This window comes from Neptunomonas concharum, from assembly GCF_008630635.1.
Classification (GTDB): Bacteria; Pseudomonadota; Gammaproteobacteria; order Pseudomonadales; family Balneatricaceae; genus Neptunomonas; species Neptunomonas concharum.
This window is the reverse complement of record NZ_CP043869.1, coordinates 2,597,627-2,623,696: the sequence shown is the minus strand read 5'-3', so window position 1 is coordinate 2,623,696 and position 26,070 is coordinate 2,597,627. Positions and strand designations below refer to the sequence as shown.

General features: G+C 46.1%; 31 protein-coding genes. 18 read left to right on the top strand and 13 right to left on the bottom strand.

The window, feature by feature from the left end:
* Positions 1–7 precede the first annotated feature (7 nt).
* A complete protein-coding gene (locus F0U83_RS12390; protein WP_138986910.1) occupies positions 8–964 on the bottom strand; it encodes a calcium/sodium antiporter in 957 nt (318 codons plus the stop codon).
* A gap of 196 nt (positions 965–1,160) precedes the next feature.
* Here F0U83_RS12390 and F0U83_RS12385 point away from each other — a divergent pair, with 196 nt between their 5' ends.
* The 9 genes from F0U83_RS12385 to hisD all read left to right on the top strand — a co-directional run bounded on the left by F0U83_RS12385 (position 1,161) and on the right by hisD (position 7,752).
* On the top strand, positions 1,161–1,982 hold the full coding sequence (locus F0U83_RS12385; protein ID WP_138986911.1) for an ABC transporter ATP-binding protein: 822 nt from the start codon (positions 1,161–1,163) through the stop codon (positions 1,980–1,982).
* Entirely contained in the window at positions 1,979–2,761 is a 783-nt protein-coding gene (gene mlaE / locus F0U83_RS12380) for a lipid asymmetry maintenance ABC transporter permease subunit MlaE (protein WP_138986912.1), read from the top strand. The genes F0U83_RS12385 and mlaE overlap by 4 nt, the downstream gene beginning before the upstream one ends.
* Before the next feature lie 2 nt (positions 2,762–2,763).
* Positions 2,764–3,222, top strand: a complete 459-nt coding sequence (gene mlaD, locus F0U83_RS12375; RefSeq protein WP_138986913.1) for an outer membrane lipid asymmetry maintenance protein MlaD — start codon at positions 2,764–2,766, stop codon at positions 3,220–3,222.
* 13 nt (positions 3,223–3,235) lie between these two features.
* Positions 3,236–3,865, top strand: coding sequence for an MlaC/ttg2D family ABC transporter substrate-binding protein (locus F0U83_RS12370; RefSeq protein ID WP_138986914.1), 630 nt, complete (start codon positions 3,236–3,238; stop codon positions 3,863–3,865).
* A gap of 3 nt (positions 3,866–3,868) precedes the next feature.
* Entirely contained in the window at positions 3,869–4,156 is a 288-nt protein-coding gene (locus F0U83_RS12365) for an STAS domain-containing protein (RefSeq protein ID WP_138986915.1), read from the top strand.
* Positions 4,157–4,248: 92 nt separating this feature from the next.
* Complete coding sequence (locus F0U83_RS12360) at positions 4,249–4,491, top strand: BolA family protein (protein WP_138986916.1); 243 nt, start codon at positions 4,249–4,251, stop codon at positions 4,489–4,491.
* Between the two features lie 21 nt (positions 4,492–4,512).
* Positions 4,513–5,775, top strand: coding sequence for a UDP-N-acetylglucosamine 1-carboxyvinyltransferase (murA, locus tag F0U83_RS12355; RefSeq protein WP_138986917.1), 1,263 nt, complete (start codon positions 4,513–4,515; stop codon positions 5,773–5,775).
* A gap of 11 nt (positions 5,776–5,786) precedes the next feature.
* Positions 5,787–6,434 (top strand): ATP phosphoribosyltransferase, encoded by a 648-nt coding sequence (hisG, locus tag F0U83_RS12350; protein ID WP_138987148.1) that lies wholly within the window; start codon positions 5,787–5,789, stop codon positions 6,432–6,434.
* A 4-nt stretch (positions 6,435–6,438) separates the two neighbouring features.
* A complete protein-coding gene (gene hisD, locus F0U83_RS12345; protein ID WP_138986918.1) occupies positions 6,439–7,752 on the top strand; it encodes a histidinol dehydrogenase in 1,314 nt (437 codons plus the stop codon).
* A gap of 75 nt (positions 7,753–7,827) precedes the next feature.
* Here hisD and F0U83_RS12340 read toward each other — a convergent pair whose 3' ends face one another.
* Positions 7,828–8,970 carry a S1C family serine protease gene (locus F0U83_RS12340; RefSeq protein WP_138986919.1) on the bottom strand — a complete coding sequence of 381 codons (1,143 nt, stop codon included), beginning with the start codon at positions 8,968–8,970 and terminating at the stop codon, positions 7,828–7,830.
* A gap of 119 nt (positions 8,971–9,089) precedes the next feature.
* Between F0U83_RS12340 and F0U83_RS12335 the strand changes: the two genes are divergently transcribed.
* Positions 9,090–9,851, top strand: coding sequence for a Nif3-like dinuclear metal center hexameric protein (locus tag F0U83_RS12335; protein ID WP_138986920.1), 762 nt, complete (start codon positions 9,090–9,092; stop codon positions 9,849–9,851).
* Positions 9,852–9,927: 76 nt separating this feature from the next.
* Here F0U83_RS12335 and F0U83_RS12330 read toward each other — a convergent pair whose 3' ends face one another.
* Both F0U83_RS12330 and F0U83_RS12325 read right to left on the bottom strand, forming a co-directional pair.
* A complete protein-coding gene (locus F0U83_RS12330; protein WP_138986921.1) occupies positions 9,928–10,458 on the bottom strand; it encodes a Z-ring associated ZapG family protein in 531 nt (176 codons plus the stop codon).
* Between the two features lie 111 nt (positions 10,459–10,569).
* Positions 10,570–11,301, bottom strand: coding sequence for a FadR/GntR family transcriptional regulator (locus tag F0U83_RS12325; RefSeq protein ID WP_246077671.1), 732 nt, complete (start codon positions 11,299–11,301; stop codon positions 10,570–10,572).
* A gap of 168 nt (positions 11,302–11,469) precedes the next feature.
* Between F0U83_RS12325 and acuI the strand changes: the two genes are divergently transcribed.
* From acuI to F0U83_RS12310, 3 genes are all read left to right on the top strand, one after another.
* The gene (gene acuI / locus F0U83_RS12320) at positions 11,470–12,453 is read left to right on the top strand and encodes an acrylyl-CoA reductase (NADPH) (protein ID WP_138986922.1); all 984 of its coding nucleotides are present in this window, start codon (positions 11,470–11,472) and stop codon (positions 12,451–12,453) included.
* 80 nt (positions 12,454–12,533) lie between these two features.
* Positions 12,534–13,409: a cobalamin-binding protein gene (locus F0U83_RS12315; protein ID WP_138986923.1), complete on the top strand. Its 876-nt coding sequence runs from the start codon at positions 12,534–12,536 to the stop codon at positions 13,407–13,409.
* 62 nt (positions 13,410–13,471) lie between these two features.
* Positions 13,472–14,983: an HDOD domain-containing protein gene (locus F0U83_RS12310; RefSeq protein WP_138986924.1), complete on the top strand. Its 1,512-nt coding sequence runs from the start codon at positions 13,472–13,474 to the stop codon at positions 14,981–14,983.
* A gap of 2 nt (positions 14,984–14,985) precedes the next feature.
* Here F0U83_RS12310 and F0U83_RS12305 read toward each other — a convergent pair whose 3' ends face one another.
* The 4 genes from F0U83_RS12305 to F0U83_RS12290 all read right to left on the bottom strand — a co-directional run bounded on the left by F0U83_RS12305 (position 14,986) and on the right by F0U83_RS12290 (position 17,850).
* Complete coding sequence (locus F0U83_RS12305) at positions 14,986–15,546, bottom strand: cob(I)yrinic acid a,c-diamide adenosyltransferase (RefSeq protein ID WP_138986925.1); 561 nt, start codon at positions 15,544–15,546, stop codon at positions 14,986–14,988.
* 116 nt (positions 15,547–15,662) lie between these two features.
* Complete coding sequence (locus F0U83_RS12300; protein WP_138986926.1) at positions 15,663–15,890, bottom strand: phosphatase; 228 nt, start codon at positions 15,888–15,890, stop codon at positions 15,663–15,665.
* Positions 15,891–15,911: 21 nt separating this feature from the next.
* Positions 15,912–16,805, bottom strand: coding sequence for a polyphosphate kinase 2 (gene ppk2, locus F0U83_RS12295; protein ID WP_246077673.1), 894 nt, complete (start codon positions 16,803–16,805; stop codon positions 15,912–15,914).
* A gap of 130 nt (positions 16,806–16,935) precedes the next feature.
* Positions 16,936–17,850 (bottom strand): ketopantoate reductase family protein, encoded by a 915-nt coding sequence (locus F0U83_RS12290; protein WP_138986928.1) that lies wholly within the window; start codon positions 17,848–17,850, stop codon positions 16,936–16,938.
* Between the two features lie 95 nt (positions 17,851–17,945).
* On the opposite strand from F0U83_RS12290, the gene F0U83_RS12285 reads away from it, so the two are divergent.
* Positions 17,946–18,428, top strand: coding sequence for a YajQ family cyclic di-GMP-binding protein (locus F0U83_RS12285; RefSeq protein ID WP_138986929.1), 483 nt, complete (start codon positions 17,946–17,948; stop codon positions 18,426–18,428).
* Positions 18,429–18,627: 199 nt separating this feature from the next.
* Here the strand turns inward: F0U83_RS12285 and F0U83_RS12280 are convergent, their stop codons facing one another.
* The 4 genes from F0U83_RS12280 to F0U83_RS12265 all read right to left on the bottom strand — a co-directional run bounded on the left by F0U83_RS12280 (position 18,628) and on the right by F0U83_RS12265 (position 21,524).
* A complete protein-coding gene (locus F0U83_RS12280) occupies positions 18,628–18,831 on the bottom strand; it encodes a hypothetical protein (RefSeq protein WP_138986930.1) in 204 nt (67 codons plus the stop codon).
* A gap of 134 nt (positions 18,832–18,965) precedes the next feature.
* Entirely contained in the window at positions 18,966–19,199 is a 234-nt protein-coding gene (locus tag F0U83_RS12275) for a hypothetical protein (protein WP_138986931.1), read from the bottom strand.
* A 66-nt stretch (positions 19,200–19,265) separates the two neighbouring features.
* Positions 19,266–20,648, bottom strand: coding sequence for an AmpG family muropeptide MFS transporter (locus F0U83_RS12270; protein ID WP_138986932.1), 1,383 nt, complete (start codon positions 20,646–20,648; stop codon positions 19,266–19,268).
* 108 nt (positions 20,649–20,756) lie between these two features.
* Positions 20,757–21,524, bottom strand: coding sequence for an SDR family oxidoreductase (locus F0U83_RS12265; protein WP_138986933.1), 768 nt, complete (start codon positions 21,522–21,524; stop codon positions 20,757–20,759).
* Between the two features lie 310 nt (positions 21,525–21,834).
* On the opposite strand from F0U83_RS12265, the gene F0U83_RS12260 reads away from it, so the two are divergent.
* The 3 genes from F0U83_RS12260 (at position 21,835) to groL (ending at position 24,487) form a co-directional block, all read left to right on the top strand.
* Entirely contained in the window at positions 21,835–22,338 is a 504-nt protein-coding gene (locus F0U83_RS12260; RefSeq protein WP_138987150.1) for an FxsA family protein, read from the top strand.
* A gap of 144 nt (positions 22,339–22,482) precedes the next feature.
* A complete protein-coding gene (locus F0U83_RS12255; RefSeq protein ID WP_150036813.1) occupies positions 22,483–22,776 on the top strand; it encodes a co-chaperone GroES in 294 nt (97 codons plus the stop codon).
* Positions 22,777–22,840: 64 nt separating this feature from the next.
* Positions 22,841–24,487, top strand: a complete 1,647-nt coding sequence (gene groL, locus F0U83_RS12250; RefSeq protein ID WP_138986935.1) for a chaperonin GroEL — start codon at positions 22,841–22,843, stop codon at positions 24,485–24,487.
* A gap of 175 nt (positions 24,488–24,662) precedes the next feature.
* Here groL and F0U83_RS12245 read toward each other — a convergent pair whose 3' ends face one another.
* On the bottom strand, positions 24,663–25,313 hold the full coding sequence (locus F0U83_RS12245; RefSeq protein WP_138986936.1) for a hypothetical protein: 651 nt from the start codon (positions 25,311–25,313) through the stop codon (positions 24,663–24,665).
* Positions 25,314–25,551: 238 nt separating this feature from the next.
* Between F0U83_RS12245 and F0U83_RS12240 the strand changes: the two genes are divergently transcribed.
* Positions 25,552–25,833, top strand: a complete 282-nt coding sequence (locus F0U83_RS12240; protein WP_138986937.1) for a hypothetical protein — start codon at positions 25,552–25,554, stop codon at positions 25,831–25,833.
* Positions 25,834–26,070 lie beyond the last annotated feature (237 nt).

The window sequence follows — 26,070 nt, the reverse complement described above, 5'->3', positions numbered from 1 at the left end:
TTTTTTATCAGATCGACATAGTGTACAGCACAAACATATAACCGGCATAAGCTGCAGCCAGTAGCCCGCCTTCTAAACGATTGATCCTTGCAGGCTTTTGAATCAGGCAAAAAATAACCAGGGTAATGGTGACAGCTAGCATGACAAGATAGTCTCGATTGAAAGCTACTGCATCCATAGTAATGGGGTTAACAAAACCGGGGATCGCCATGACGGCTGCTAAGTTGAAGATGTTAGAGCCTACAACGTTGCCTAATGCAATGTCGTGATGCTTTTTTAAAGCACTCGCGACCGAGGCGGCTAGCTCAGGCAAACTGGTACCAATCGCGACGATTGTTAATCCTATTACTAGCTCAGACACACCCATTTGAGTGGCAACTTCAACTGCGCCCCAAACGAGCATTCTAGAGCTTATGATAAGCAGGGTAAGGCCGAGAACGAGCCAAAAAATAGCTGTTTTTGTGGCCATCTCAGGGATCTCTTCGGCCTCATCATTTAAGTGATCGTCCGGGTCGCTGCTTTGCTGAAATTTGGCGAACAGTACGAGACAAAACAACAAAGCGGTAACGAGGATTATACCGTCCGTCAAAGATAGATGGAGATCGTATAACAGCGCACCAGCTAACAGGGTGACACCTACGAGCAAAGGGATCTCTTTCTTTAGTACAGCGGATTTGACAGGTAATGGAGCGATCATCGCAGTAATACCCAGAACAAGCGCTATGTTGGCGATATTAGAGCCTACTGCATTACCCACGGCGAGATTGCCTGACCCGCTTAGCGATGCCATCAGAGAGACTAATATTTCCGGAGCTGAGGTACCAAAAGACACAATGGTTAAGCCAATGAGTAGTGGCGACATGCCGGAGTTTTTGGCAGTAGCTGCGGCGCCGATAACAAAACGATCGGCGCTCCAGACTAAAACGACAAGCCCAGCAAGTATAGATAGGATCGGAAATAGCATGGCAGACAATAAACCTGTTAATAAGAAGGCGCCTATTAAAACAGAACCAAAAACAGGTGCAAGTTAAATACAGGATCTGTTCATGTTTTAAGCGCCTGATGGTATAGTTGGCGCCTTAATTTCAACCCTTGCACTAGCCGGTAAGTCTTACAGACTGGTGATGTTGTACTCAGAGTCAGGGAATGGGCCAGAAATCATGTCAACTCATGAACACGACACCCCTATCATTGATATACAAGGACTCAGTTTCAGCCGCAGTGGCCGAAAAATTTTCCGTGATATCAATATGCAAATTCCGCGTGGGCGGGTGACTGCCATCATGGGGCCGTCGGGCACAGGGAAAACGACATTATTGAAACTGATAGGTGGGCAACTGCGCCCAGATAGTGGAAACGTGCTTATTGATGGACAAAACGTACATCAAATTTCCCGCACAGCGCTATTTACCTTACGAGAAAAAATGGGAATGTTGTTTCAAAGCGGTGCTTTGTTCACGGACATGAGTGTATTTGAGAATGTGGCCTTTCCTATTCGCGTACATACCGACCTGCCCGATGATATGATTCGGGATGTGGTACTGCTCAAACTTCAGGCAGTTGGTCTGCGTGGAGCGAAAGATCTGATGCCGAGTGAGTTATCTGGTGGCATGGCACGTCGTGTCGCATTGGCAAGAGCTATAGCGCTTGATCCGGCTATTGTGATGTATGATGAGCCCTTTACCGGGCAAGACCCTATTGCGATGGGTGTGTTGGTCAATCTGATTAAACGTATGAACAAGGCTTTGGGCCATACCAGCATTATCGTATCCCACGATATACAAGAAACGATGGGGATCGCTGATCATATCTTTTTGCTGTCAGATGGTATGGTGATTGCCTCAGGTTCTCCCGATGAATTAAAAGCAAATCAAACAGAGCAAGTGAAACAATTTATGCATGGATTACCGGATGGACCGGTTCCTTTTCATTTTTCGGATGATGTGATGATGGATGAGCTGATCGGAGAGGCTCGAGTATGACTGACTTTCTGGCTCGATTGGGACGCACGCTGTTTGATCGTATTGCGGCAACAGGTCGGGCTGGAGCCCTGATATTCCAGTCGTTAGTTGCCAAGCCTACACCCATAGTGATGTTTCCTTTGTTAATGAAGCAGATCTATTTTGTTGGTGTGCTATCGCTGGTTATTATCGTGGTATCCGGGCTGTTTATCGGCATGGTGCTAGGGCTACAAGGTTATACCATTTTAGTGGACTACGGATCTGAGCAAGCTGTAGGTCAAATGGTTGCACTGAGCTTGGTAAGGGAGATGGCTCCCGTAGTGACTGCTTTGCTGTTTGCTGGGCGAGCTGGATCGGCACTGACCGCAGAGATCGGTTTGATGAAAGCTACCGAGCAACTTTCAAGTTTAGAGATGATTGGCGTAGACCCATTACGACGAATCATAGCGCCGCGGTTATGGGCAGGGTTTATTACCATGCCAATTTTGTCGATTATCTTTGCCATGGTCGGCATCTGGGGCGGTGCTTTGGTAAGTGTCGAATGGTTGGGCATCTTTGAAGGATCTTTTTGGGCCAATATGCAGAACTCGGTGGATTTTCAGGAAGATGTCGTCAATGGCATTATCAAATCCTTTGTGTTTGGCGTCGTTGTAACCTGGATTGCAGTATTTCAAGGGTATGATTGTTTGCCCACTTCAGAAGGGATTAGTCAAGCAACCACACGAACGGTTGTTTACTCCTCCTTAGCTGTATTGGGGTTGGATTTTGTGTTAACCGCATTGATGTTTGGAGATTTGTAAGGATGCGTATGCGCTGGGTAGAGATAATGGTGGGCTTTTTCATGGTGCTAGGACTACTGGCATTGATAGGCCTTGCATTGAACGTAAGTGGCCTCAAATTGTCAGATGCACAGGATGATTATTCCTTATTTGCGCGATTCGAGAACATTGGAGGGCTGACACCACGATCAAAGGTCTCCTTATCCGGTGTGCAGATTGGCGAAGTGAAGTCGATCAGTATTGATAAGCAAAGGTTGATGGCTGTGGTAGAGCTATCGATAAATGCTGATGTAGATTACCTATCAGCGGATACGTCTGCGCAAATATTGACTTCAGGGTTGCTTGGAGAGCAGTACATTGGTTTATCTGTCGGCTTCGAAGAGGACGTGCTCAAAGATGGCGACTACATCGCGGATACCCAGTCAGCTATGGTTTTGGAAGACCTGATTGGTAAATTCCTTTTTAATAAAGTGAGTGAGTAGGAGAGACTCGCACATGAAACAGTTGATGATACGTTTTTTGTTAGCTTTGGGACTGATGATGTCCCCATTAACGGTGTCGGCTAATTGGCAAGAGGCATCGCTACAAGTAGAACAAACAATCCAAGATATGATAGCGGTCATTGATCGACATAGCGGTAAAGAAACCGTCGATATTGATGAGGTATCTTCTGAAATAGAGATGATTGTCAATCGTGACGTCGACTTTCAGTACATCTCTAATTGGGTTATGGGGAAATACTACCGCCAGGCAACGGCTGCACAGAGAAGTCAATTTGCCCAAGTGTTTAAGCAAACGCTGATCCGTACTTATGCGAAGTCGCTGTTAGAGTTTGATATCGAAAAATATGACATTGCTGCCCCAGCAGCTGAAAGCCCTGAAGAGGACAAACAGATAGTCTCTGTGAACGTTACCTCTAAAACGGGTACCAGCTACACCATAGTGAACTATATGGTTAAGAAAAAGGACAAATGGAAGTTGGTGAATGTGATGATTAATGGCATAAATCTGAGAATCACCTTCAAGAATCAATTTGCGGATATGATGCAGCGCACGAAGTACGATGTAGGTGCAGTTATTGATAACTGGAAAGCTCAAATTGATGAAAAGCCTGTTCAGGAGTAGTGAATGCAGCTAGCTACTGATGGCGACCGCATCAAGCTGACAGGAGATATGCTGTTTCCTGATGCGGTTGATTTGCGAAGCCAACTGGAAGCGTCAATAAAACGTAGTTCAGGCTTGTGTATTATTGATTTTAAGGATGTTAAACGAGTCGATAGCTCTGCACTATCGGTATGTCTTTGCTGCATTCGTTTTGCGGCCGCGCAAAAGATAACCATTAACCTATCGGGTTTGCCTGAAGAGCTATTGGGTATCGCCCGTTTAGTTGGATTGGACCTAAGCCCATATAGCTAATTAAACTGCGGCCTTTTAATTTCGCCTTTTAATGGCTAATTCGGTATCATTCCGCCCCTATATTGTAAACATGACTCGTCCCGGAGCGCTTCATGCACGCTGAAGAAGTAAAAGAAATTATTGAATCTCAACTCGAAAACTCCCAAGTAATAACGGCTGGTGAAGGTTGTGATTTTCAAGTCACTGTTATTAGTGAGCAGTTTAACGGGCTGATGCCTGTGAAAAAGCAGCAGTTGGTCTACCAGTGCCTAAATGAGTACATAGCAAACGGTACAATCCATGCCGTGACAATCAAAACTTATACACCTGCGCAGTGGCAAGCATTGCAGGGTTAATCAACGGCTGGAAATTCCTTAATGGATAAATTAATGATAGAAGGTGGTGTCCGGCTGAACGGTGAAGTTCGCATTTCCGGCGCTAAAAACTCCGCCTTACCTATATTGGCGGCAACACTATTGGCTGATGAGCCGATTACGATCTGTAATTTGCCCCATTTGCATGATATCACCACCATGTTGGAATTGATTAGGCGCATGGGGGTCGAACTTACCATTGATGAAAAACTCAGTGTTGAAGTTGATACACGTACGATCAAAGAGTTTTTAGCACCCTATGAACTCGTAAAAACGATGCGTGCTTCTATATTGGTTTTAGGTCCTTTGCTTGCGCATTATGGCGAAGCTGAAGTTTCTCTACCTGGTGGGTGTGCCATTGGTAGCCGTCCTGTAGATCTCCATATTCGTGGCTTGGAAGCGATGGGTGCAGAGATTAAAGTGGAAGATGGCTATATTCGTGCTCGTAGCAATGGCCGCCTGAAAGGCGCTAAAATATTTTTTGATGTGGTGACAGTTACCGGAACAGAAAATATTTTAATGGCAGCAACACTTGCTGAAGGCCAGAGTGTTATAGAAAACGCGGCACGTGAACCCGAAGTTGTCGATTTGGCTAATTGCCTGATTGCAATGGGGGCTGATATCCAAGGTGCAGGTACAGATACGATCATAGTAAACGGCGTTGAGTCTCTGAAAGGGTGTCGTTATTCCGTGATGCCTGACCGCATCGAAACCGGTACATTTTTAGTAGCTGCTGCTGCCACACGTGGTTATGTGAAGACAAAGAACACGCGTGCGGACATTCTAGATGCTGTTTTGCTTAAATTGAAAGAAGCTGGCGCTAAGATTGAAACCGGTGAAGATTGGATCTCTCTAGATATGGAAGGGCGTCGCCCTAAAGCTGTTAATATAACAACGGCACCATACCCCGCTTTCCCGACCGATATGCAAGCACAGTTTGCGGCATTAAATGCGGTGGCTGAAGGGGTGGGTCATATCAAAGAAACCATCTTTGAAAATCGTTTCATGCATATGCAAGAGATGATTCGTCTAGGCGCGAATATTTTAATTGATGGCAACTCGGCAACGATTGAAGGTGTTGAGCTACTTAAGAGCGCGCCAGTGATGGCAACAGACTTACGTGCATCCGCGAGCTTGGTTATTGCAGCGTTAGTGGCTGATGGTGCGACAGTGATCGATCGTATTTACCACATTGACCGTGGTTATGAATGTATTGAAGAAAAGTTTCAGATGATGGGCGCTAAAGTTCGCCGAATTCCAGGCTAAGTGAAGGCATGATGAAAAAACAACAGCTTACGATTGCGCTCTCTAAAGGGCGAATTCTTGAAGAAACACTGCCTCTTTTAGAGGCTGCCAACATAGTACCGGCTGAGAATATTTTTAAGAGCCGTAAGCTGATTTTCGATACCAACCATGAAAATATCAAACTGGTTGTTATCCGTGCTACTGATGTTCCCACCTACGTTGAGTATGGCGGCGCTGATATGGGTATCGCTGGTAAAGACGTATTGATGGAACATGGCGGAGAAGGCTTGTATGAGCCGCTGGATTTGAATATCTCTCGCTGTAAGTTGATGGTGGCTGGTTTGAAGGATGCGCCAGCCGTCGAAGGTCGCATGAGAATCGCGACTAAATTTGTCAATGTGGCACGTCAGTACTTTGCTCAGCAAGGCAAGCAGGTCGATATTGTCAAACTCTATGGTGCAATGGAGTTAGCACCGATTATGGGGTTGGCGGATCGTATCGTTGATATTGTAGATACGGGCAACACATTACGGGCTAATGGGTTAGAGCCGATGGATTTTATTGCTGATATCAGCTCACGCTTGGTAGTAGGGCAGGCGGCAATGAAAATGAAGCATCGACAGATTCAACCAATCTTAGACATGATGTCCGCAGCAGTCGACAAACAACGAGAGGCATAAAGCGATGGATGATTTAACGATTGCCCGCTTAACAACACGTCAAGCAGATTTTAATGCGCGGCTTGATCAGCTACTGGCGTGGGAGAGTGTTTCTGATAAAAAGGTAAACCAGATTGTTGATGAAATTCTGGATGCGGTAAAGCAACAGGGCGATGCTGCTGTTGTTGAGTATACGAATCGCTTCGACCGCACAGTGGCCAGTACTATGTCACAATTGGAGCTTAGTTCGGATCGACTAAAGCAAGCACTTGATGGATTGCCGACAGAGCAAAGAGCTGCCTTAGAGCAGGCTGCAGTTCGTATTCGACAGTATCATGAGAAGCAGAAAAGTGATTCTTGGCAGTACACCGAAGCGGACGGCACTATGCTCGGTCAAAAAGTTACACCTATGGATCGTGTTGGTTTGTATGTTCCAGGTGGAAAAGCTGCTTACCCCTCATCTGTACTAATGAACGCGATACCTGCCCATGTTGCAGGCGTTCAAGAGATTATCATGGTGGTACCTACGCCGGGTGGCGAGCTCAATGAATTGGTACTTGCGGCGGCATCTTTAGCGGGCGTAGATCGTGTTTTCACGATTGGCGGTGCCCAAGCCGTTGCAGCATTAGCGTATGGCACGGAATCAGTACCGAAGGTTGATAAAATTGTAGGCCCCGGAAATATTTTTGTTGCGACGGCTAAGCGGGCTGTGTTTGGTGCGGTTGGCATTGACATGATTGCTGGCCCTTCCGAGATATTAGTGATTTGTGATGGTAAAACGGATCCTGACTGGGTCGCTATGGATCTGTTTTCTCAAGCTGAGCACGACGAAGATGCTCAGCCTATTCTGATCACACCCGATGCTGACTATATCGAGCAGGTAGAAGCGAGTATTCGAAAACTGCTGCCGACAATGGAGCGTCGAGAGATTATAGAGGTTTCATTGCGTAACCGTGCGGCACTCATCCATGTTAACGATATGGATGAGGCGATAGAGGTGAGCAACCGTATCGCGCCAGAACACTTGGAACTCTCGGTTGATAACCCTGAGGCGCTTCTTCCCTCGATACGTCATGCTGGCGCTATTTTTATGGGTCGCTACACAGCAGAAGCGTTAGGTGATTACTGTGCAGGGCCGAACCATGTTCTCCCTACGTCGGGTACGGCGCGTTTCTCCTCACCTCTAGGTGTTTATGACTTTCAGAAACGCTCTTCGCTCATCATGTTCTCGGCAGAAGGCGCATCAGAGACAGGTAAAATTGCTTCTGTGTTAGCTAGAGGGGAAAGCCTGACGGCTCACGCTCGCTCGGCTGAGTATCGTATTAAGTCTGATACATAAGAGCACCTAGTCTGCGTACATAAAAAAGGCTGATTTAATCAGCCTTTTTTATCGATTGTAATATTAGAGAGTTTTTTAGCGAGCTGGACGTGATTGAGGGCGTTCGCCGATAATAACGTCTGCTGTCAAGGCTTGGCCATTTCTGAGGAACTCAATTCGCAGCGTCTCACCAGGCTTAATATCGGCAATACTGATCATCGATTGCTTTCCATCCACAGCCTTACCATTAAGCGATAGCATGATATCCCCTGGCTGTAGACCCGCTTTATGGGCAGGCCCTTCACGGTATATACCCGCAATAATGAGTCCGTTCATATCGGTTAACCCGAAAGACTCAGCTAGGGTCGGTGTTAATTCTTGCACTTCGATGCCTAACCACCCTCGAATAACACGACCATGCTCAATAAGGTCAGCTAAGACTTTTTTTGCTAGGTTAGAAGGAATCGCAAATCCAATTCCCTGAGAACCGCCAGATTTCGAGAAGATCGCTGTATTAATGCCAATGAGATTACCAAGGGCATCTACCAAAGCTCCCCCCGAGTTTCCGGGGTTTATCGCTGCATCTGTTTGCAAAAAATCTTCATAGGTGTTTAATCCCAAACGGTTTCGTCCGGTAGCGCTGACAATCCCCATGGTAACAGTTTGCCCAACGCCGAAAGGGTTACCTATCGCCAAAACGACATCGCCAACACGTAATAGCTCAGAAGATGAGAGAGTAATGCTTGGTAAATTAGGCATCGAAATTTTCAGGATGGCCAAATCTGTTTCAGGGTCTGTACCTACCACTGTAGCCGGTGCTTCACGACCATCTCTGAGTGCGACAACAATACTATCGGCCGTTGCAATAACGTGGTTATTGGTAACAATGTAGCCTTGCTCGCTGATAATGACCCCAGACCCTAAGCTGGACTGAATACGCTCTCGTTGGGGCATATCCCCTAGATCAAAAAATCGCCGGAAAAGGGGATCATCAATTAGCGGATGGCGTTTCTCTTTAACCAAAGTGCGGGTATAAATGTTGACGACAGATGGAGCTGCGACGGCCACGGCATCGGCATAGGAAACAGGCCCATTCCCTAGTTGCTTGGGGGCCGATGTTTCTTTTATCTCAACGGTGGTTGCTGGAGGGGAGAGTAAGCTGGGGAAATACTGAAGCAAGATAACGGCCAGTAGCACTCCAGTAATAATGGGCCATACTAAAAAGCTGAGTTTTCGCATTAAGGCTCCAAAAATGTACCAAAAAATTAACGGATGCTCTAAGAGCGTTGGTGAATATTAATTAACACCGTAGAATTATACGGTTACTGTAAAGCGGTTGCTAATACAAGGGCTATTTTATGACAGTTTTGTCGTCAGATTTGGAAAAATATTGTGAAGATTTGTTAAGTGTGGGGTGGTTTAAAGATTACTGCCCTAACGGCTTGCAAGTAGAGGGTCGTAAAGAGGTTAAACGCATTGTCTCGGGTGTCACGGCATCACAGGCACTGTTAGATGAAGCGGTGAGCCTTGGTGCCGACTTAGTATTGGTTCATCATGGTTATTTTTGGAAAGGCGAAAACGCATGTGTCACCGGTATTAAAAAACGCCGACTGCAGACATTACTTACGAGTAATATGGGATTGCTGGCATATCATTTACCGTTAGATGCCCACCCCGAGTTAGGTAACAACGCCCAGCTTGCTAAAAAAATGGGATGGCAAATACAAGCCGGTTTAGAGGGCGAGCTAGGTCGCGCGATTGGTATGTTAGGACAATTGAATCAGGAGATGTCAGGGAATGAGCTAGGGAAACAAATATCTACGGTGTTGGGCCGCCCTGTGCAGTATATTCAGGGTGTGAATCGGCCAGTGAAAAAGATTGCCTGGTGTACGGGTGCTGCACAAAGCTATATAGAAAAAGCCCACGCGGCTGGAGCAGATCTGTTTATATCTGGTGAGATATCAGAGCCAACGGTGCATTTTGCCAGAGAGGCAGGGATAGATTACATCGCAGCAGGGCATCACGCGACAGAAAGGTATGGTGTGCAAGCGCTTGGAGAGCACCTGAAAAACCACTTTGGTGTAGAGCACCAATTTATCGATATCGATAACCCTGTATAGGGGCAGCCCCATCGTCAAGAGCGTGTTCGATCTGGTGCTATTTTCATCTCACCAGATCGACACGTTAAAAGTCAGACTAAGCTTTTTTCTCAGTGACTTCTTTTTCGGTTTCAGGGCTTACAGCGTCAGTATCGGCTTCTGCCTTATTTCTATCTTTTAGCCCATATTCTTCAGATAGGGCTCCCGCTTCATCTGCTTTCTTTGGAGCATAGTCACGAGGGGGCTCGATAGGTGCTTCAACTTCTGGCTCCTCAGTGGTTGTTTCATCGGCTACTGGAGCTTCTTCAACATCCTTTTGGACAGTGAGCTGAGGAGTCATGGTTGACTCAATGGAGCGAGCCGTTTCTGCATCACACAGTACTTGAGCACCTGTAGCGAGTTTTGCGTAAACTTCGCGATAGGATTCTGTCATTTTATTGACCAGCTCAGCGGTTTCTTCAAAGTGGCCGGCTACCTGCGCTTTGTAGGAGTCGAGCTCTTTCTGAACGTCTTCAAGTTTCTGCTGCTCTTCACTATTATCGGCTCCTGCACGACCTAACAGGTAGCCAATCAATGCACCTATAGCCAATGCAACGATCCCGATGATCCAGATATTACTTTCTTCCACAGTTACTCCTCACTGCCTGAATGTTTATTTTGTAGCCCATAGAATAAAGGAAAGCGTAATTAAAACCTATTAACCTTCATCAAGAAGGTTGTATTTATCATGAAATTTTTTTCAGGGTCTGCTATCAGCGACAGCTTGATAGAGATCGCTTAAATAGAGAATCTGTTCTTTCATGAAGTGTTCAGCTAACTCGGCATTTTTAGAGCTAATAGCCTCAAAGATTTGCTGATGTTGGCGGTAAATAATTTCTCTTTCACGAAAACGATGAGCCACCATATTGGCAACCGGCTGTAGTGCTTCAATGACGGCATACATGATAAAGCTTATCATCCGGTTGCCAGTGGCATCGGTGATGGCGCGATGGAACCTTACATCAGACGCACAGAGTTCTTCGGCGGTAAGGTCGGGGTTGGACTGGATAGTTAACTCTTTTTGCAGGTTATCTAAGTCGCTATCAGTACGGTGCTCGGCAGCAAGGCGACAGCATAGAGTTTCTAAGCTTAGTCTGGTTTGGGTGATTTCATCCAGCGAGAAACTTTCTAGGCCCACCAAAAGTGTTGTTGCCCCCGCAAGAGACTCACTTAACTCTCTGACACTGGGGCGATTGACAAAAGTCCCTCCGCTTGGGCCACGTTTAGAGCGCACGAGATTTTGTGCAGCTAGCCGCTTGAGTGCTTCACGTATGGTGGGGCGCGAAACATTGAAACGAACGGCTAGCTCCTCTTCGGTAGGTAGACGGTCGTCCGCCTCGAGAGACCCATCGACAATAGCCTGACGGATTTGATCAGCAATCTGCCTGGATAAGCTTTGTTGGTGAATCGGTTCAAATGCAATGGACTTCACAAATCACTCTCTTGAATAGCTGCTTTAGATCGCTTGTAAAAACGAACGCACCTTTGATTTTAGGGGAAAGCGTCAAATCTTAGACTAGAGGATTAGCTTAGCTTGACAGAGGAGAATTTAAAAGTAATTATGTATTTAAATATTTGTCATACAAATAGGTAAATAATCATGTTCAAGGCGCTCGTACTAGATCAAGTCGATGGGAAAACGGTCTCAGAGATTAAAACACTCAATGTGTCAGACTTACCGAATGAAGATGTGTTAATTGAAGTGGACTACTCTTCTATTAATTTCAAAGATGGGTTGGCTATTACCGGCAGCGGGAAAATTGTCCATAAGTTTCCTATGGTGCCTGGTATTGATTTGGTAGGTACGGTTTTAGCGTCTGAGTCATCACAGTTTTCCGTTGGTGAAAAAGTGATTATGACAGGCTGGAGTGTAGGTGAGCGCTTTTGGGGGGGATTATCTCAGCAAGCGCGTATGAAAGCAGAGTGGCTTGTGCCTTTGCCTGAAGGAATGGCGCCTAAAACTGCCATGGCAATTGGTACGGCAGGTTTAACGGCCATGTTATGCGTGATGGCGCTGGAAGAGGGTGGTGTTACACCGGATAAAGGAACCGTTGTGGTGTCAGGTGCCGCTGGTGGTGTGGGTTCAGTCGCGGTCGCTTTACTGGCTCGTTTAGGGTATGAGGTTGCAGCTATCACGGGTCGTGAGGAAACGGCTCCTTATCTGAAGGAATTAGGGGCTAAGCATATCTTGACACGCGAAGAGATGAGCGAGTCTCCCCGGCCACTGGAAAAGCAACGTTGGTCAGGTGCTATTGATACCGTTGGTGATGTTATTTTGTCACGGATACTCGCAGAAATGGATTACAGTGGTACGGTAGCCGCGTGCGGTTTGGCGGGTGGTTATAAGCTTCCTACCACGGTGATGCCTTTTATTTTGCGTAATGTTCGGCTTCAAGGGGTTGATTCGGTGATGTGCCCCTATGAGCGTCGTTCGCAAGCTTGGCAGCGCTTACAAAATGAGTTGCCGGAGCAGTTAATAGGTGAAATCGGCCAGGTAATCTCTTTGGAAGAAGTCCCTGAATATGCAGATAAGATCATTAAAGGGCAGGTGCAAGGCCGAACCATTGTTGATCTTAAAAAGTAACCCATTCGTTTGTTGATTTAAGCCACCTTCGGGTGGCTTTTTCGTTATGATTGATGGGAAGTTTTTCATAGAGGCAGCGTATGATTGTTTGCAGGGTTATTTTGTTGATTATGGTGTTCTCAAACATGGCATGGGCACTATCGGTAGAAGATGATAGTGGTCGCGTAGTTACGGTTGGCCAGCCTGCGATGCGAATTATAACACTGGCGCCTCATGCCACTGAGCACTTGTATGCATTGGGTGTAGGCGAGCGTATTGTGGCGACGGTGGAGCACAGTGATTATCCTAAAGCTGCTTTATCGATCCCTCGTTTAGGAGGGGCTGACGCTATCAGTGTAGAAAAGATCTACGCAATGAGCCCCGACTTGGTGATCGCTTGGCACGGGGGGAATCCCCCTGAGCTATTGGCGCAATTGGAAAGGTTAGGGCTTGTGGTGTATCGCTCTTCAGCAAAATCTCTCAAGGATATCGCCGATACTGTACAGCGTTTAGGGAAACTGACTGGTGCCGTAGAAAGGTCAGATGAGATTGTTCAAGATTACCGCCAAGCGCTATCTGAGCTGCAGATGCAATACCAATCAGCCCCTAGAGTTTCGGTATTCTATCAGCTTTGGAGCCAACCCCTCATGACGGCTAATCGATCCCTATTAGTGAGCCAGATGATAGAGCTGTGCGCAGGTGACAATGTGTTTGCAAATCGGCCTGAGGCTGTCCCAAAAACCAGTGTAGAGAGTGTCGTTCTACTGGGGCCTGATGTGATTTTAGCGCCAACGCAAGGCACGCCTGCGGACTGGAAGCAAACATGGCTAGCTTGGCCCGAGATTCCTGCGGTTAAGCACGAAACACTCTATACCCTAGATGCTGATTTGGTGAGTCGTCCAACGGTTCGTGTACTAGAGGGGGCTCGCCAGCTGTGTAAGCTGTTGGATAATGCGCGAACAAAACTTTCACGATAACTGTCAATTCTGCGTTCCATTGTCTACCTTTTAAGAGTGTAGTTACTAACGACAGGCGTATCGTGGTTAAGTATCAAGTCACTCTTTCTCAGATTAACACTCAGTTGCGTAAGACGGGCGATCTGCCTGTCTTTAGTGCGACCTTAAATCGTATCCGTGAGATTAGCAGCTCACCTGAAAGTGACGCGATGGCATTAGCTATGGCGATCATGAAGGATGTCAGCCTTTCAGCGAAGGTGCTGAAAATTTCTAATACACCGGAGTTTAATCGAGGGGTAGGGGAGATTCGGGTAATTTCAAGGGCGGTAGTGCTACTTGGCTTTGAACGCATTAAAAACCTCTCGATTACACTTAAACTCATCGAGAGTTTTACTGTTGCCTATCCAGAATCAGGTATTGAGAAACTCCTGCTAAGGGCTTTTCTTAATGCGTCAATGGCCCGAGAGTTAGCTGCGAAAGCGGGCCTTAGGGATATTGAAGAAACTTTCCTATGCGGATTGCTGTTTAGTTTGGGCGAGGTATGCGTGGCATGTTGTCTTCCCGAAACCTATGAGCAGATGCGGACAGCAAGGCAAAACGGAAAGAAAAGCTGGAACAACATACAGCTAGAAGCGCTGGGCGGGCAGTTCAGTGATATTGGACAGGATCTTGCGCAAAGCTGGGGCTTCCCAAGCTCAGTGGTACGGACAATGGATGAGATGACTGCTGATGAGTCACCCATACAGGTTCGCCATCAGCACCATATTGTGTCTGTTAGTCATCAATTGATAGAAACGATTTATGCTGAACAGCACCAGCATTGCTCTATAGAGCAACTAACCGAGGTGTTGCAAAAATCTTTACCTATTGCCAATGAGGCATTGGAGCAAAGTTTTGAAGTGGCCTGCAAACTGACAGCGGACATGACAGATGAATATGGCCTCAATATGTCAACGCTCGTCCCTAAATTACAGGAAACCGGTAACCTTTCCATTGATGATGCCATCCGAAGGGCCGCTTACTTCTTCCATTCCCGTAAAGAGCTATCACAAGATAAAACCAATGTGATTCAGCCTACTACGGTAGTATCTGACCCCACGAAGCAACTAAATTACTTGTCCCGTTTATCTGAACTAACAGCCCAAAAAGGCAGCCCGCATGATATTTTGGCACTGGTGGTTGAGGGGATTCAGGCCTGTACCGCGTTTGATCGTGTCGTGTTTTGTCTGTTTCGAACAGAACCCAGATCACTCGTGTTTAAAATAGGTGAGGGGAGTGATTTAACGGCTTTAGAGCGTTTCTTTACCCCAGCTACACATGAGGACTCATTACGTTTGTTCTATCAAATCTTACAAAAAGATATGACCCTTCTGGTTACGGATGTGCAAGAGCCGGGATGGTTAGAGCGTTTGCCCTCTTTGTTCATGGAACAAGTTAAGCCCTCAGGTATGGTCATGGCACCCATTCGGGTCAGGAAAAAGCCAATAGGCCTTTTGTATGCAGATTGCCATCATCGTGCCATCAAAGATGAGGACTTTGCTTGTTTCAATCAATTTGCTACGCAAGCGCGTATTGCGCTGGCTCACCCGGGGTAGAGCTATCTTTTGTGACGAGGTTGCCAATACACTTCGGCCTGCCCATCTTGGCGAGCCAGCGTTCTTGCGCAAACGAATAAAAGATCAGATAAACGATTAAGATAACTGATACTTAGCAAGTTCTGGGGTTGTTGTTCGTGAAGGCGAATCAGCTGTCGTTCTGCACGACGGCAGAGGGTTCTGGCCTGATGGCAATATGCAGCTGCTAAATTACCTCCGGGTAAAATGAATTCCGTCAGCGGAGGAAGGTTAGCGTTGAGTTTATCTAGCTCCGTTTCCAAGTGATCAATCATAGATTGGTCAATTGCTTGATATTCTTCTGAAGCCATTGCCAGCTCACCCCCTAAATCAAACAGATCATTTTGAATGAGAGATAGTAGGGTAATTAAAGCATCATCTTGTTTTATATGTTGTAGGAGAACACCTAAAACCGCATTCAGTTCATCAATGTCACCTAACGCTTCGATTCTGTCTGATGTTTTCGAGATACGGCTGCCATCGGCTAATCCTGTTGTGCCTTTATCGCCGCTGCGGGTGTAAATTCGTGTAAGGCGATTCGCCATAATAGATAGATCCCTATAACAGAGTGGAGGTTGGGCTATGGAAGGGAGTGTACTGTTGAGTGATATGAGTGGCAAATCAGAAACCGCCCACCGATGATGGTGGGCGGTAGAACGGCTTATGCGTCGTAATGCTCAGCGAAATTGCGGATTTCGTGAGATAGTTTTTCTACACGATCAGCAGCTTTTTCTAGTTCCTCTAGCACTGCTGTGCTCATTGCTGATTCAACCAATAGTTCCAGCATCGCAAAATTTTCATCACCCAGTTGGGAGACCAGTGCCGCAGGGAGTTTGTTTCTAAAGGTTGCGACGACTTGTTGAGAGTGTTGTGTTTGTTTTTGAGACATTTGTTTTCCCTCTATGCCTAATTACTGATTATCCGGCAGTAAAATATGTTCATCCTGCTCGTGAATATCCCGCGCATTACCCACAATTAACGGATCTGGCTCAAGGAGAATGTCCGTATTTTTATTAGGGTATGGAAGTGAATTCAAAATATGGCGCATGGCGTTGATACGAGCACGTTTTTTATCGTCTGACTTAATCACAGTCCAAGGTGCATCAGCGGTATCTGTGTAAAAGAACATCGCTTCTTTCGACTCGGTATACGAATCCCACTTATCTAATGAGGCTAAGTCAATTGGGGAAAGTTTCCATTGTTTGAGTGGATCAACTTTGCGTGCCTGAAAACGACGGAACTGCTCATCCCGGCTGACAGAGAACCATAGCTTAAAGAGTCGAATGCCACTACGAACCAACATACGTTCAAAGTCGGGTGTTTGACGCATGAATTCGAGATATTCCGCAGGTGTACAAAAATTCATAACTCGTTCGACACCGGCCCGGTTGTACCAAGAGCGGTCAAATAAAACGATCTCGCCTTTGGTGGGTAGGTGCTCAATATAGCGTTGGTAATACCACTGGCCTTTTTCTACTTCGGTAGGCTTTTCGAGCGCGATAACTTTTGCACCACGGGGGTTCATATGTTCCATAAATCGCTTGATGGTGCCGCCTTTACCCGCTGCGTCTCGTCCCTCAAACAGGATGACTACGCGCTCTCCGGTTTCTCGAACCCAGTTGTGCATTTTTAGCAGCTCAATCTGAAGCTCTTTTTTGCGCTTCTCGTACTCATCTCTAGAGATTTTGTCTTGGTAGGGGTAGTTGCTGTTGTTTTCATCGGAGGTCGGCAAATCAATCAGTGACGAAGCGGTCTGATTTGTTTCTGCTGCTTCTTGTAAAACGGCCTGATTTTCATGCTCCATACGCATCTCCTTTTAAGGGTTGTTGTGATTGATTATCCTCCTGTTAAACCTTGTTACCTTTGACTCAGGTCATGCTTTTTTGGGTCTGTTGTCATTAAATCTTCAAATAGGCGTTTTAAGCCATATTCCATTACTTCGAGCGCTCAGAGAGTGCTTGGATCTCATGACGTAACGCTTCATTGATAGGTGTGGCTATACCGTGTCGGGTTGCCTCATCGCAGATGAAACCTGTGATTTGTTCAATCTCTGTTGGCCGCTGGTGGAGTATATCTTGATGCATCGATGAGAAGTTGCCAGCCGTTTGCTTGGCAACGTGTGCGACAACGTCAAAAAGGGGTTGTTCAAAAAGCGGTTGATCACATGCGTTGGCAACGCGACTGATTTCATCGCAAAGGTCTGCCACGGTATTACGCCGTTCAACTGTATTGAGTAACTCGCCATTCTTACATTGATAAAGAGCGGTTAAAGGGTTAATGGCCGCATTAATAGCCACCTTACACCAAAGTTTGTGCAAAATATCGGGCGTCTGATTTATCTGAAGTTCTGGGAAAACTTGAGGAAAAAGAGTATCAGTAAACCCCGTTGCGCTTTGGTTGAGAGGCCCATAGAGGGTTTCTCCATAGCCCGCACGAATCACATGGAACGGCTTTTTAAGATAAGCGCCATCCGTCGTTGTCGCAGCCCAGATGGAGAGGTGGGGGTATTGTGCCGCTGCTTGCTGTTGTGGCCCCATGCCATTTTGTAGCATAACCACTTGGCTATGAGGTGTTAAGCGCTCTGCAACGCTGTTTAGGGCTTCAAGAGAGGCAAATGCCTTGGTCACGACCAATAGGTTTTCAATAGGCGAGTGGGCATCTATAAGTTCTGCATCGATATTAAGCTGATGTCTACCTAGTTTATCCGATTCGTAGACTAATCCCTGCTGTTGATAGGTTAGGAGTTTCTGTTTATTGCGTAATAACAGCGTCACTTGATAACCGGCTAAATGAAGCTGCGCCGCCCAAACGGAACCAATTGCGCCTACGCCAAGAATATGCCAATGCATTAAGATGTTCCTTGCTCACTAGGATTGTCAGTCTACGAGGGTGAAAAGCCTCGATAGCTTGGTTAAAATGGTACTAAATTTATGAGGACTTACGAATGCCATCATTTGATATTGTATCTGAACTGGATAAACATGAAGTAACCAATGCCGTTGATCAGGCAAATCGAGAGGTTCAGTCTCGTTATGATTTTAAAGGTGTCGCTGCCAAATTTGAGCTAAATGGCGATAGTGTTCAAATGGAAGCGGATGTGGATTTTCAGCTCAAGCAGATGATTGAGGTGCTTAGAGCTAAGCTGATATCACGGGGTATTGATATTAAATGCCTAGAAGAGAAGGACCCAGAACTATCCGGTGTTAAAGCCCGTCAGGAGCTAATGCTAAAACAAGGTCTGGATCAACCGACCTGTAAGAAAATCACTAAGCAGATTAAAGACGCGAAGCTTAAAGTACAGGCGCAGATACAAGGCGAGAAAGTGCGTGTAACGGGTAAAAAACGTGACGATCTGCAACAGGCTATTGCGCTACTAAAAGACGCAGAAATCGAAATGCCACTACAGTTTAATAATTTCCGCGATTAACTCGCGAAAAACACGGGGTGGCTGTAGAACCACCCCCTATCAAGCTTACTTCGCTTTTTTCAGCAGCTTTTTCAGTGCTTTCAGCTTGCCTTCGTGCTTAGCGATTTTTGCTTTGCGTGCTTTGATATCTTTTTTGATAGATTTTGCGTTTGACTTAGCCATTTCTAACTTCTCCTTGAGATTACTTGACCAACAGTGGTCACTTTAACGTGCTGTCTTTAGCACTGTCTGAAACACCGGTGTTTTCATCACCGTGCTCCAAAATAAAACTACGTATAAAACGACGTACTTCACGTGCCGCACTGGTATCTAATTCTTCACAAAGAGAGACAAATGCATCTCTCTCCTGATCATTAATACGGACGACCAGCTGACTGTTTTTTGCCTTCTTTTTGTTGCTCATACTTTCGGATCCTAAGAAAGATATGGTCAATAGATATCAAAAAACATATGAATTGGCTATCTAAGGTATATCGTTTGTATATACGTTTTACTTTACAGAGTGCATTCTCCTTAAGCAAGGCTTTAACAAAAAGTTCACATAACTGTGCTAGTGCTTTCTTCTAGGCATGAAAGTATGAAGAGTTCTTTAACTAACTCTTGGGTATTAATATTTGATGTTGAGAAATCAAAGGGGCAGAGGGCGCCTGAAGCGATCATTTCGTTAACTTGCTGACCTTTCCATTCCAGCACAGGAATCTTGCGCTCTTTGTGGATTACGCGAATATACGGATCAGAGCGTTCTAACCAAGCATCTATCATGTAAGTCATAGTCATTCTCCTTTTCAGTTAAATGAGAATAACTTTAACTCTATATAAAGTAAATGATAATTATTATCATTCGTGTTTGGTGTGATTTTTAGCTGCTAACCAAACAAGAAAGAGTACTGGCAACCCAATGAGTGCGACGCCGCAGAAGAAAACAACATAGCCGACATCATCAACAACGCCGCCAGAAAATCCTCCCAAAAATTTAGGGAATAGCAGCATTATGGAGCTGAATAAAGCATATTGAGTGGCCGAATATTGAATATTGGTCAGACTAGATAGGTAAGCCACAAAGGCTGCTGTTGCTATACCACCACTAAGATTGTCCAGTGAAATGACCAGAGTGAGCGCCAATACGTTATGTCCTAACGTCGCTAACCATGCAAACAGCAAATTAGTTAACGCGACCAGAAGGGCGCCAGCAAAGAGGATCTTCATAACGCCTAAGCGGTTGACTAAAATCCCGCCAATGCCGGCGCCTATGATCGTCATCACGACACCAAACACTTTGATGATCTGCGCGATCTCCTGCTTGGTGAATCCCATATCCACATAAAATACATTGGCGACAATGCCCAAAATGACATCGGATATTCGATACGTGCCAATCAGGGCTAGAATGATGATCGCTTGCAGGCCGTAGCGCCGAATAAAGTCAGCAAATGGGCTGATGATAGCTATATAAGCCCAAGCAATTAAGTGGGCTAAACTTTTGGGAAGATGCGCATAGTTTTCTGTAAATGCAAGGATACGCTCACGTTGCTGCGTTAGCTCGGCGTCCTGATCGGGTATCTGAGGTTCTGATATGAGCAATGTAGTAATTAGCCCTGTGCCCAGCAGTGCGGCCATGGATAGATACGCTACTTTCCACGAAGTTTGCGAATAGAGAGTGGCATCCGGGGCAACCCAAGCTGCAATAGCCAGGGCACCTGCGCCCGCAACTATCATGGCAAGCCGATACCCTGCCATATAAGTGGCAGCCATCGCCGCTTGTAAACGCTCACCGGCTGACTCGATTCGGTATGCATCTATCACGATATCCTGTGTCGCAGAGCTAAAGGCCACCGCTAATGCCAATATCGCCATTAACTCAATATCATTTAACGGATCAGAAAAGGCGAGTGCCGATAAGCTGGCAATTAGCATCGTTTGAGATAAGAACAGCCAGCTTCGTCTTCGGCCCAACCAGCGCCCTAAAAGCGGCAGCTGAATTCGATCCACTAATGGTGACCACAGCCACTTAAAGCCATATGCTAAACCGACCCATGAGAAGTAGGTAATTAAGCTTCGTTCGATGCCTGCCTCTCGTAACCAAAAAGAGAGGGTACCAAAGACCAAAAGCAGCGGCAGACCAGAGGAAAAGCCAAGAAACAGCAACGTAATGGCTCTGGGGTGTAAATAGATTTTGGCCGACTCAAGCCAAGTGCTTGAGTGTGAATCCGAAGGCGACATGCAGAGTCCTTTTAAAATCGACTCGCTATTGTGTCTGTCATTACAGAGGATGTAAAACAAACAAAAAAGCCGACACAAAGGCCGGCTTCTATGCAGAGCGCGATCTGGTTAGATACGCAGAGCGCCATCCACTTCGATACAACGACCATTAACGTAGTCGTTTTCGAGGATGAAGGTTACTGTGCGAGCGATCTCTTCAGGCTTACCAAGACGCTTAGCTGGGATACCTGCTGCGATTTTTTCCAGCGCTTCAGGCTTCATGCTCATAACCATTTCTGTACCGATGTAACCTGGAGCGATAGAAGCCGCACGAATACCGTAACGCGCCAGCTCTTTTGCCCATGTTACGGCCATCGCTTCTACACCTGCTTTGGTAGCTGTGTAGTTAGTCTGGCCCATATTACCAGAGCGAGAAACCGAAGAAATGTTGATGATACAACCTTCAGAACCTGTGTTGATCATCTGAGCGGCAGCTTCGCGAGCGCACAAGAACGTACCTGTCAGGTTAACGTCCATCACCAGATTCCACTGGTCCATAGACATCTTCTTAACGACTTTTCCGGTTTCGCGGTCAACTTTCAGGAACAAACCGTCACGGGTAATACCTGCGTTGTTAACCAAGCCATGAAGTGTTCCGAAGTCTGCTACGACGTCATTGAACAGTTTTTCAACGCTAGCTTCATCAGCAACGTTGGCAATGTATCCGCGTGCTTCAACGCCTTTTTCCATGCAAAGACCGACAGTGACATCCAAGTCTTCTGCATTCAGGTCAGCCAGAGCTAATTTAGCGCCACGGCCAGCCAGTTCCAAAGCCATTGAACGACCTAAACCACGGCCGCCACCGGTAATAACGATTACTTTATCTTTCAATTCCATCGTAGGGTACCTTGTTAATCTGTTATCTATGTTCTTATTGTGCACTGCAATATTTTGCAGTGCAACAATTTAGAGTGCCATTTCATGAATGTCTATTCATATTTTTGCTAAGTAGGTGAAAACCCTTATTTTTAGGCCGGCGCAGTTTAACAGGTTGCTTCTCGTAATCTACTGATTTTAAAGTTTAAATTTATCGAGGGTGAGGTTTGAGAAAGCTTACAAATCTTGTATTTAGACTATGGTCTAATGGTTGCGATTTTTCTCTGCATCTGGTCTGATGTTGGGAAAAATTTGGTTGATCACTCTATTTATGCCTTTTCTATTCTTACTCTTTATAATTATCCCTATTATCGAAATCACTGTGCTTATCAATGTAGGGCAGGCCATCGGTACATGGTATACCGTTGGATTAGTACTATTATCGGCGTTCATCGGCGTGAACATGCTGCGTTATCAAGGGATTTCTACTCTCTCTCGGGCGCAGCAGCGTATGAATGCGGGGGAAATGCCAGGCCAAGAGATGGTCGAAGGCCTAGTTTTGGCGGTAGGGGGAGCATTACTGATTACCCCAGGGTTTGTTACCGACGTTATAGGCTTCTGTTGTCTGATACCGTTTACCCGTCAGGCCTTTGCCAAAATGGTGATGTCTCGGTTTACGGTTGTTTCGATGGGTGGACAGCAAACCTTTAAAGATGAGCCTGACGTCTTTCATGACCCGCAACAAAAGCGCCAATCCCCTTTCAAGAAAGAAACGCCTCCGCCTAGACAAGGCGATGTCATCGATGGTGAGTATCGTCGCGAAGACGATGACTAATTTTCTAAAAAAAATCTTATTTAAGGGATTGAAATAGATCCCTTAGCCCCCATTTAGTATTTCAACCGGTAACCGGATGGTTACGGTCTTCGATTTATCAATTGCTAATTGGCTTTTTGATCAAACCATCAGGAGAAAGATCAGATGAAAATTCGTCCACTTCACGATCGTGTAGTAGTTCGCCGCAGTGAAGAAGAAAAAAAAACTGCCAGCGGTATCGTACTGCCAGGTTCCGCTGCTGAAAAGCCGAATCAGGGTGAAGTTGTTGCCGTTGGACAGGGTCGTGTACTTGAAAATGGTGAAGTACGTGCACTGTCTGTAAACGTTGGCGACAAAGTTCTATTTGGACAATACGCAGGCTCAAACGTTGTAAAAATCGACGGTGAAGAGCTGCTGATCATGAGCGAAAGCGAAATTTACGGTGTTCTGGAAGCATAATCCCAGCACTTTCACTGCTTTTGTCAAATTTACTCAGATTAACTAAGTACAGGATTAAGAAACAATGGCTGCAAAAGACGTACGTTTCGGAGATGATGCTCGCCAGCGCATGCTGGAAGGTGTAAACATTCTAGCTAACGCTGTTAAAACAACACTGGGCCCTAAAGGCCGTAACGTTGTATTGGATAAAGCATTTGGCGCGCCAACGGTCACTAAAGATGGTGTATCGGTTGCCAAAGAGATCGAACTGGAAGATAAGTTCGAGAACATGGGCGCACAGATGGTTAAAGAAGTAGCGTCTCAGGCTAACGATGTAGCGGGTGATGGTACAACAACGGCTACTGTTTTGGCTCAGGCGATTGTAAACGAAGGCCTGAAATCTGTAGCGGCAGGCATGAACCCAATGGACCTGAAGCGCGGTATCGACAAAGCAGCAGCAGCTGTAGTTGAACAGATCAAAGCGATGGCTGTACCTTGTGCCGATTCTAAAGCAATCGCTCAAGTAGGTACGATCTCTGCAAACTCTGACACTGTTGTTGGCGAACTGATCGCTGAAGCAATGGAAAAAGTAGGCAAAGAAGGTGTTATCACGGTTGAAGAAGGTTCAGGTCTGGAAAACGAACTGAACGTAGTAGAAGGTATGCAGTTTGACCGTGGCTACCTGTCTCCTTACTTTATCAACAACCAAGACAACATGTCTGTTGAACTAGAACAGCCATTCATCCTGTTGGTTGATAAAAAAATCTCCAGCATCCGTGACCTGCTGCCAACACTGGAGCAAGTAGCTAAATCTTCACGTCCTCTGCTGATTATCGCTGAAGATGTAGAAGGCGAAGCGCTAGCTACACTGGTTGTAAACAACATGCGCGGTATCGTTAAAGTAGCAGCGGTTAAGGCACCTGGCTTTGGCGATCGTCGTAAAGCGATGCTAGAAGATATCGCTATCCTGTCTGGCGGTACGGTAATCTCTGAAGAGGTTGGCCTGAGCTTGGAAACTGCAACACTTGAGCACCTTGGCCAAGCTAAGCGTGTATCAATCAACAAAGAAAACACAATCATTGTTGATGGTGTAGGCGCTGCTGACGCAATCCAAGCACGTGTAAACCAGATCCGTGCACAGATCGAAGAGACTTCATCTGACTACGACCGTGAAAAACTGCAGGAGCGTGTAGCTAAGCTGGCTGGCGGTGTTGCAGTCATCAAAGTAGGCGCAGCAACTGAAGTTGAAATGAAAGAGAAAAAAGCACGCGTTGAAGATGCACTACACGCAACGCGCGCTGCAGTTGAAGAAGGTGTTGTACCTGGCGGTGGTGTTGCACTGATCCGTGCACTACAGGCGATCGAAGGCTTGCAGGGTGACAACCACGACCAAACAATCGGTATCGAGCTGGCTTGCCGTGCGATGGAAGCGCCACTGCGCCAGATCGTAAACAACGCAGGTGGTGAAGGTTCGGTTGTTGTCTCTAAAGTACGCGAAGGCAAAGGCTCTTTCGGTTACAACGCTGGCAACGAAACATACGGCGACATGCTGGAAATGGGTATCCTAGATCCAGCTAAAGTAACACGCTCTGCGCTGCAAGCGGCGGCATCTGTTGCGGGTCTGATGATCACAACAGAAGCAATGGTTGCTGATAAGCCACAAGACGCTGGTGCTGGTATGCCTGATATGGGCGGCATGGGCGGCATGGGTGGTATGGGCGGCATGATGTAAGCTACTCAAACATGCTAGCGCTTAACTAGCCAACAGCTAACTAAGCGCGGTTAAAAAGGGATACCCAGTTGGTAACAACGGTATCCCTTTTTTGTGCCTGATAGTTAACTTGGAGTACGTAGATGCGGTATTGCTGAAATTCGCTTCTAGAGTGAATGCATGGATTTTTGCTGACTTAGCTGTAGCGTTTAAGGATTTCCATATACTTACTAATTTCTGCTGAAGTGCGCTGTTCTGGACTGAGCTTATCGGCGATGGTGAATGCTGTTTTTAAATCGCCTAAGGATTGCTTTTCCTTCTCGGTAAGAACGCTTGCGTTATCGCTTTTTAGATAATGATCAAGCTCTGCAGCAGCGGTGGTCGGATCTATAGGAAACACCTTTGATTTAGAACCATCAAGGTTATCGAGTATCTGCTGAGACTTATCCAGAACCGATAGCAGGCCAGATACGCCATCTTCATTCTTGATGCGTTCAAAAATGATCTCCACGGCCGATTTTAGTGTCTCTACACTCTCGGTGGATTGCGTGCCGCTGCTAGTCAATGGTAGCCCTTTATTAAGCTCAGTTGCCTCATTTTCGCTGATGAACCCTATTTCGGATAACCGGTTAATAAACTGCTGCGAAATACGAAAGCCTGGGGTAGTAATATCGAACTCTTTATTTATCTGTGCCAGCTTTTCTGCACGAGAGCTAAAAACAGGTTGGGTATCTTGGTTTTCACTCGTAACCGAAGGTGTGGTGCGAGTTGGCTGCACTTCATTTGCTTGAGCTTGAGAGGTTTTAGTTGAACTGGATGCCAATGCATTGCTAGTGAGGGTAATCACGTCCTAGTCTCCAAAAATCCATTCTGTTCTTAAAGAGCTATCATAGATCTTTTTCTAGGATAACAGAATGCCGCTAGACACTTTGTGCCAGCGCACGAATAAAAAGGTTGGCAAAAGAACTTACTGGCCAGATTGCAGTAAATAGGAATACACAAAAAAGTTTTTCTTATTTCAGTTTCGTTTCAGTTTTGGGTTTTAAAGTACACCCATCAACACAACGAATTAAGGAATACAGATTATGAAAACTTTACTAAACGCTACTTTGATCACTACCGCTCTTTTCGCATCACAGGCCTTCGCTAACCCACTGAACGATGTAGGTGCACAAGCGACCGAATCCAACCTAGCGCAAGGTGCTACTCACTCACATAGCTACACACCTACCAGCAACCCATTAGCTAATTTAGGTCACTCGGTTGAAGCGCACCTGGCGGATGGCCAAACGATTATCGCAAGCAGTGAATCCAGCCCAACGGTCTTCGCACTAGAACCAACCAACTCAAAAGAAGCGTTACTGTAACGCTTCTTCCGCCCCAGCAGCCGGGAGGTGCCAGCCTCCCGTAAGGCTAAACTCCCCGCTTAAGTCTTCTTGTTTTCTGTTTTTATACCCAGTATTTTTCCGTGTATGTAGCATTATCCTGCACTTATTTGCAAACTAACCATATATTATGTCCACCTATTGGTGAAAAACGGTTTGCATAAAAATGAAAAGTGAGCTAAATCAGTAAGTTCATATTTAGGGATAGGTCTTTGATGT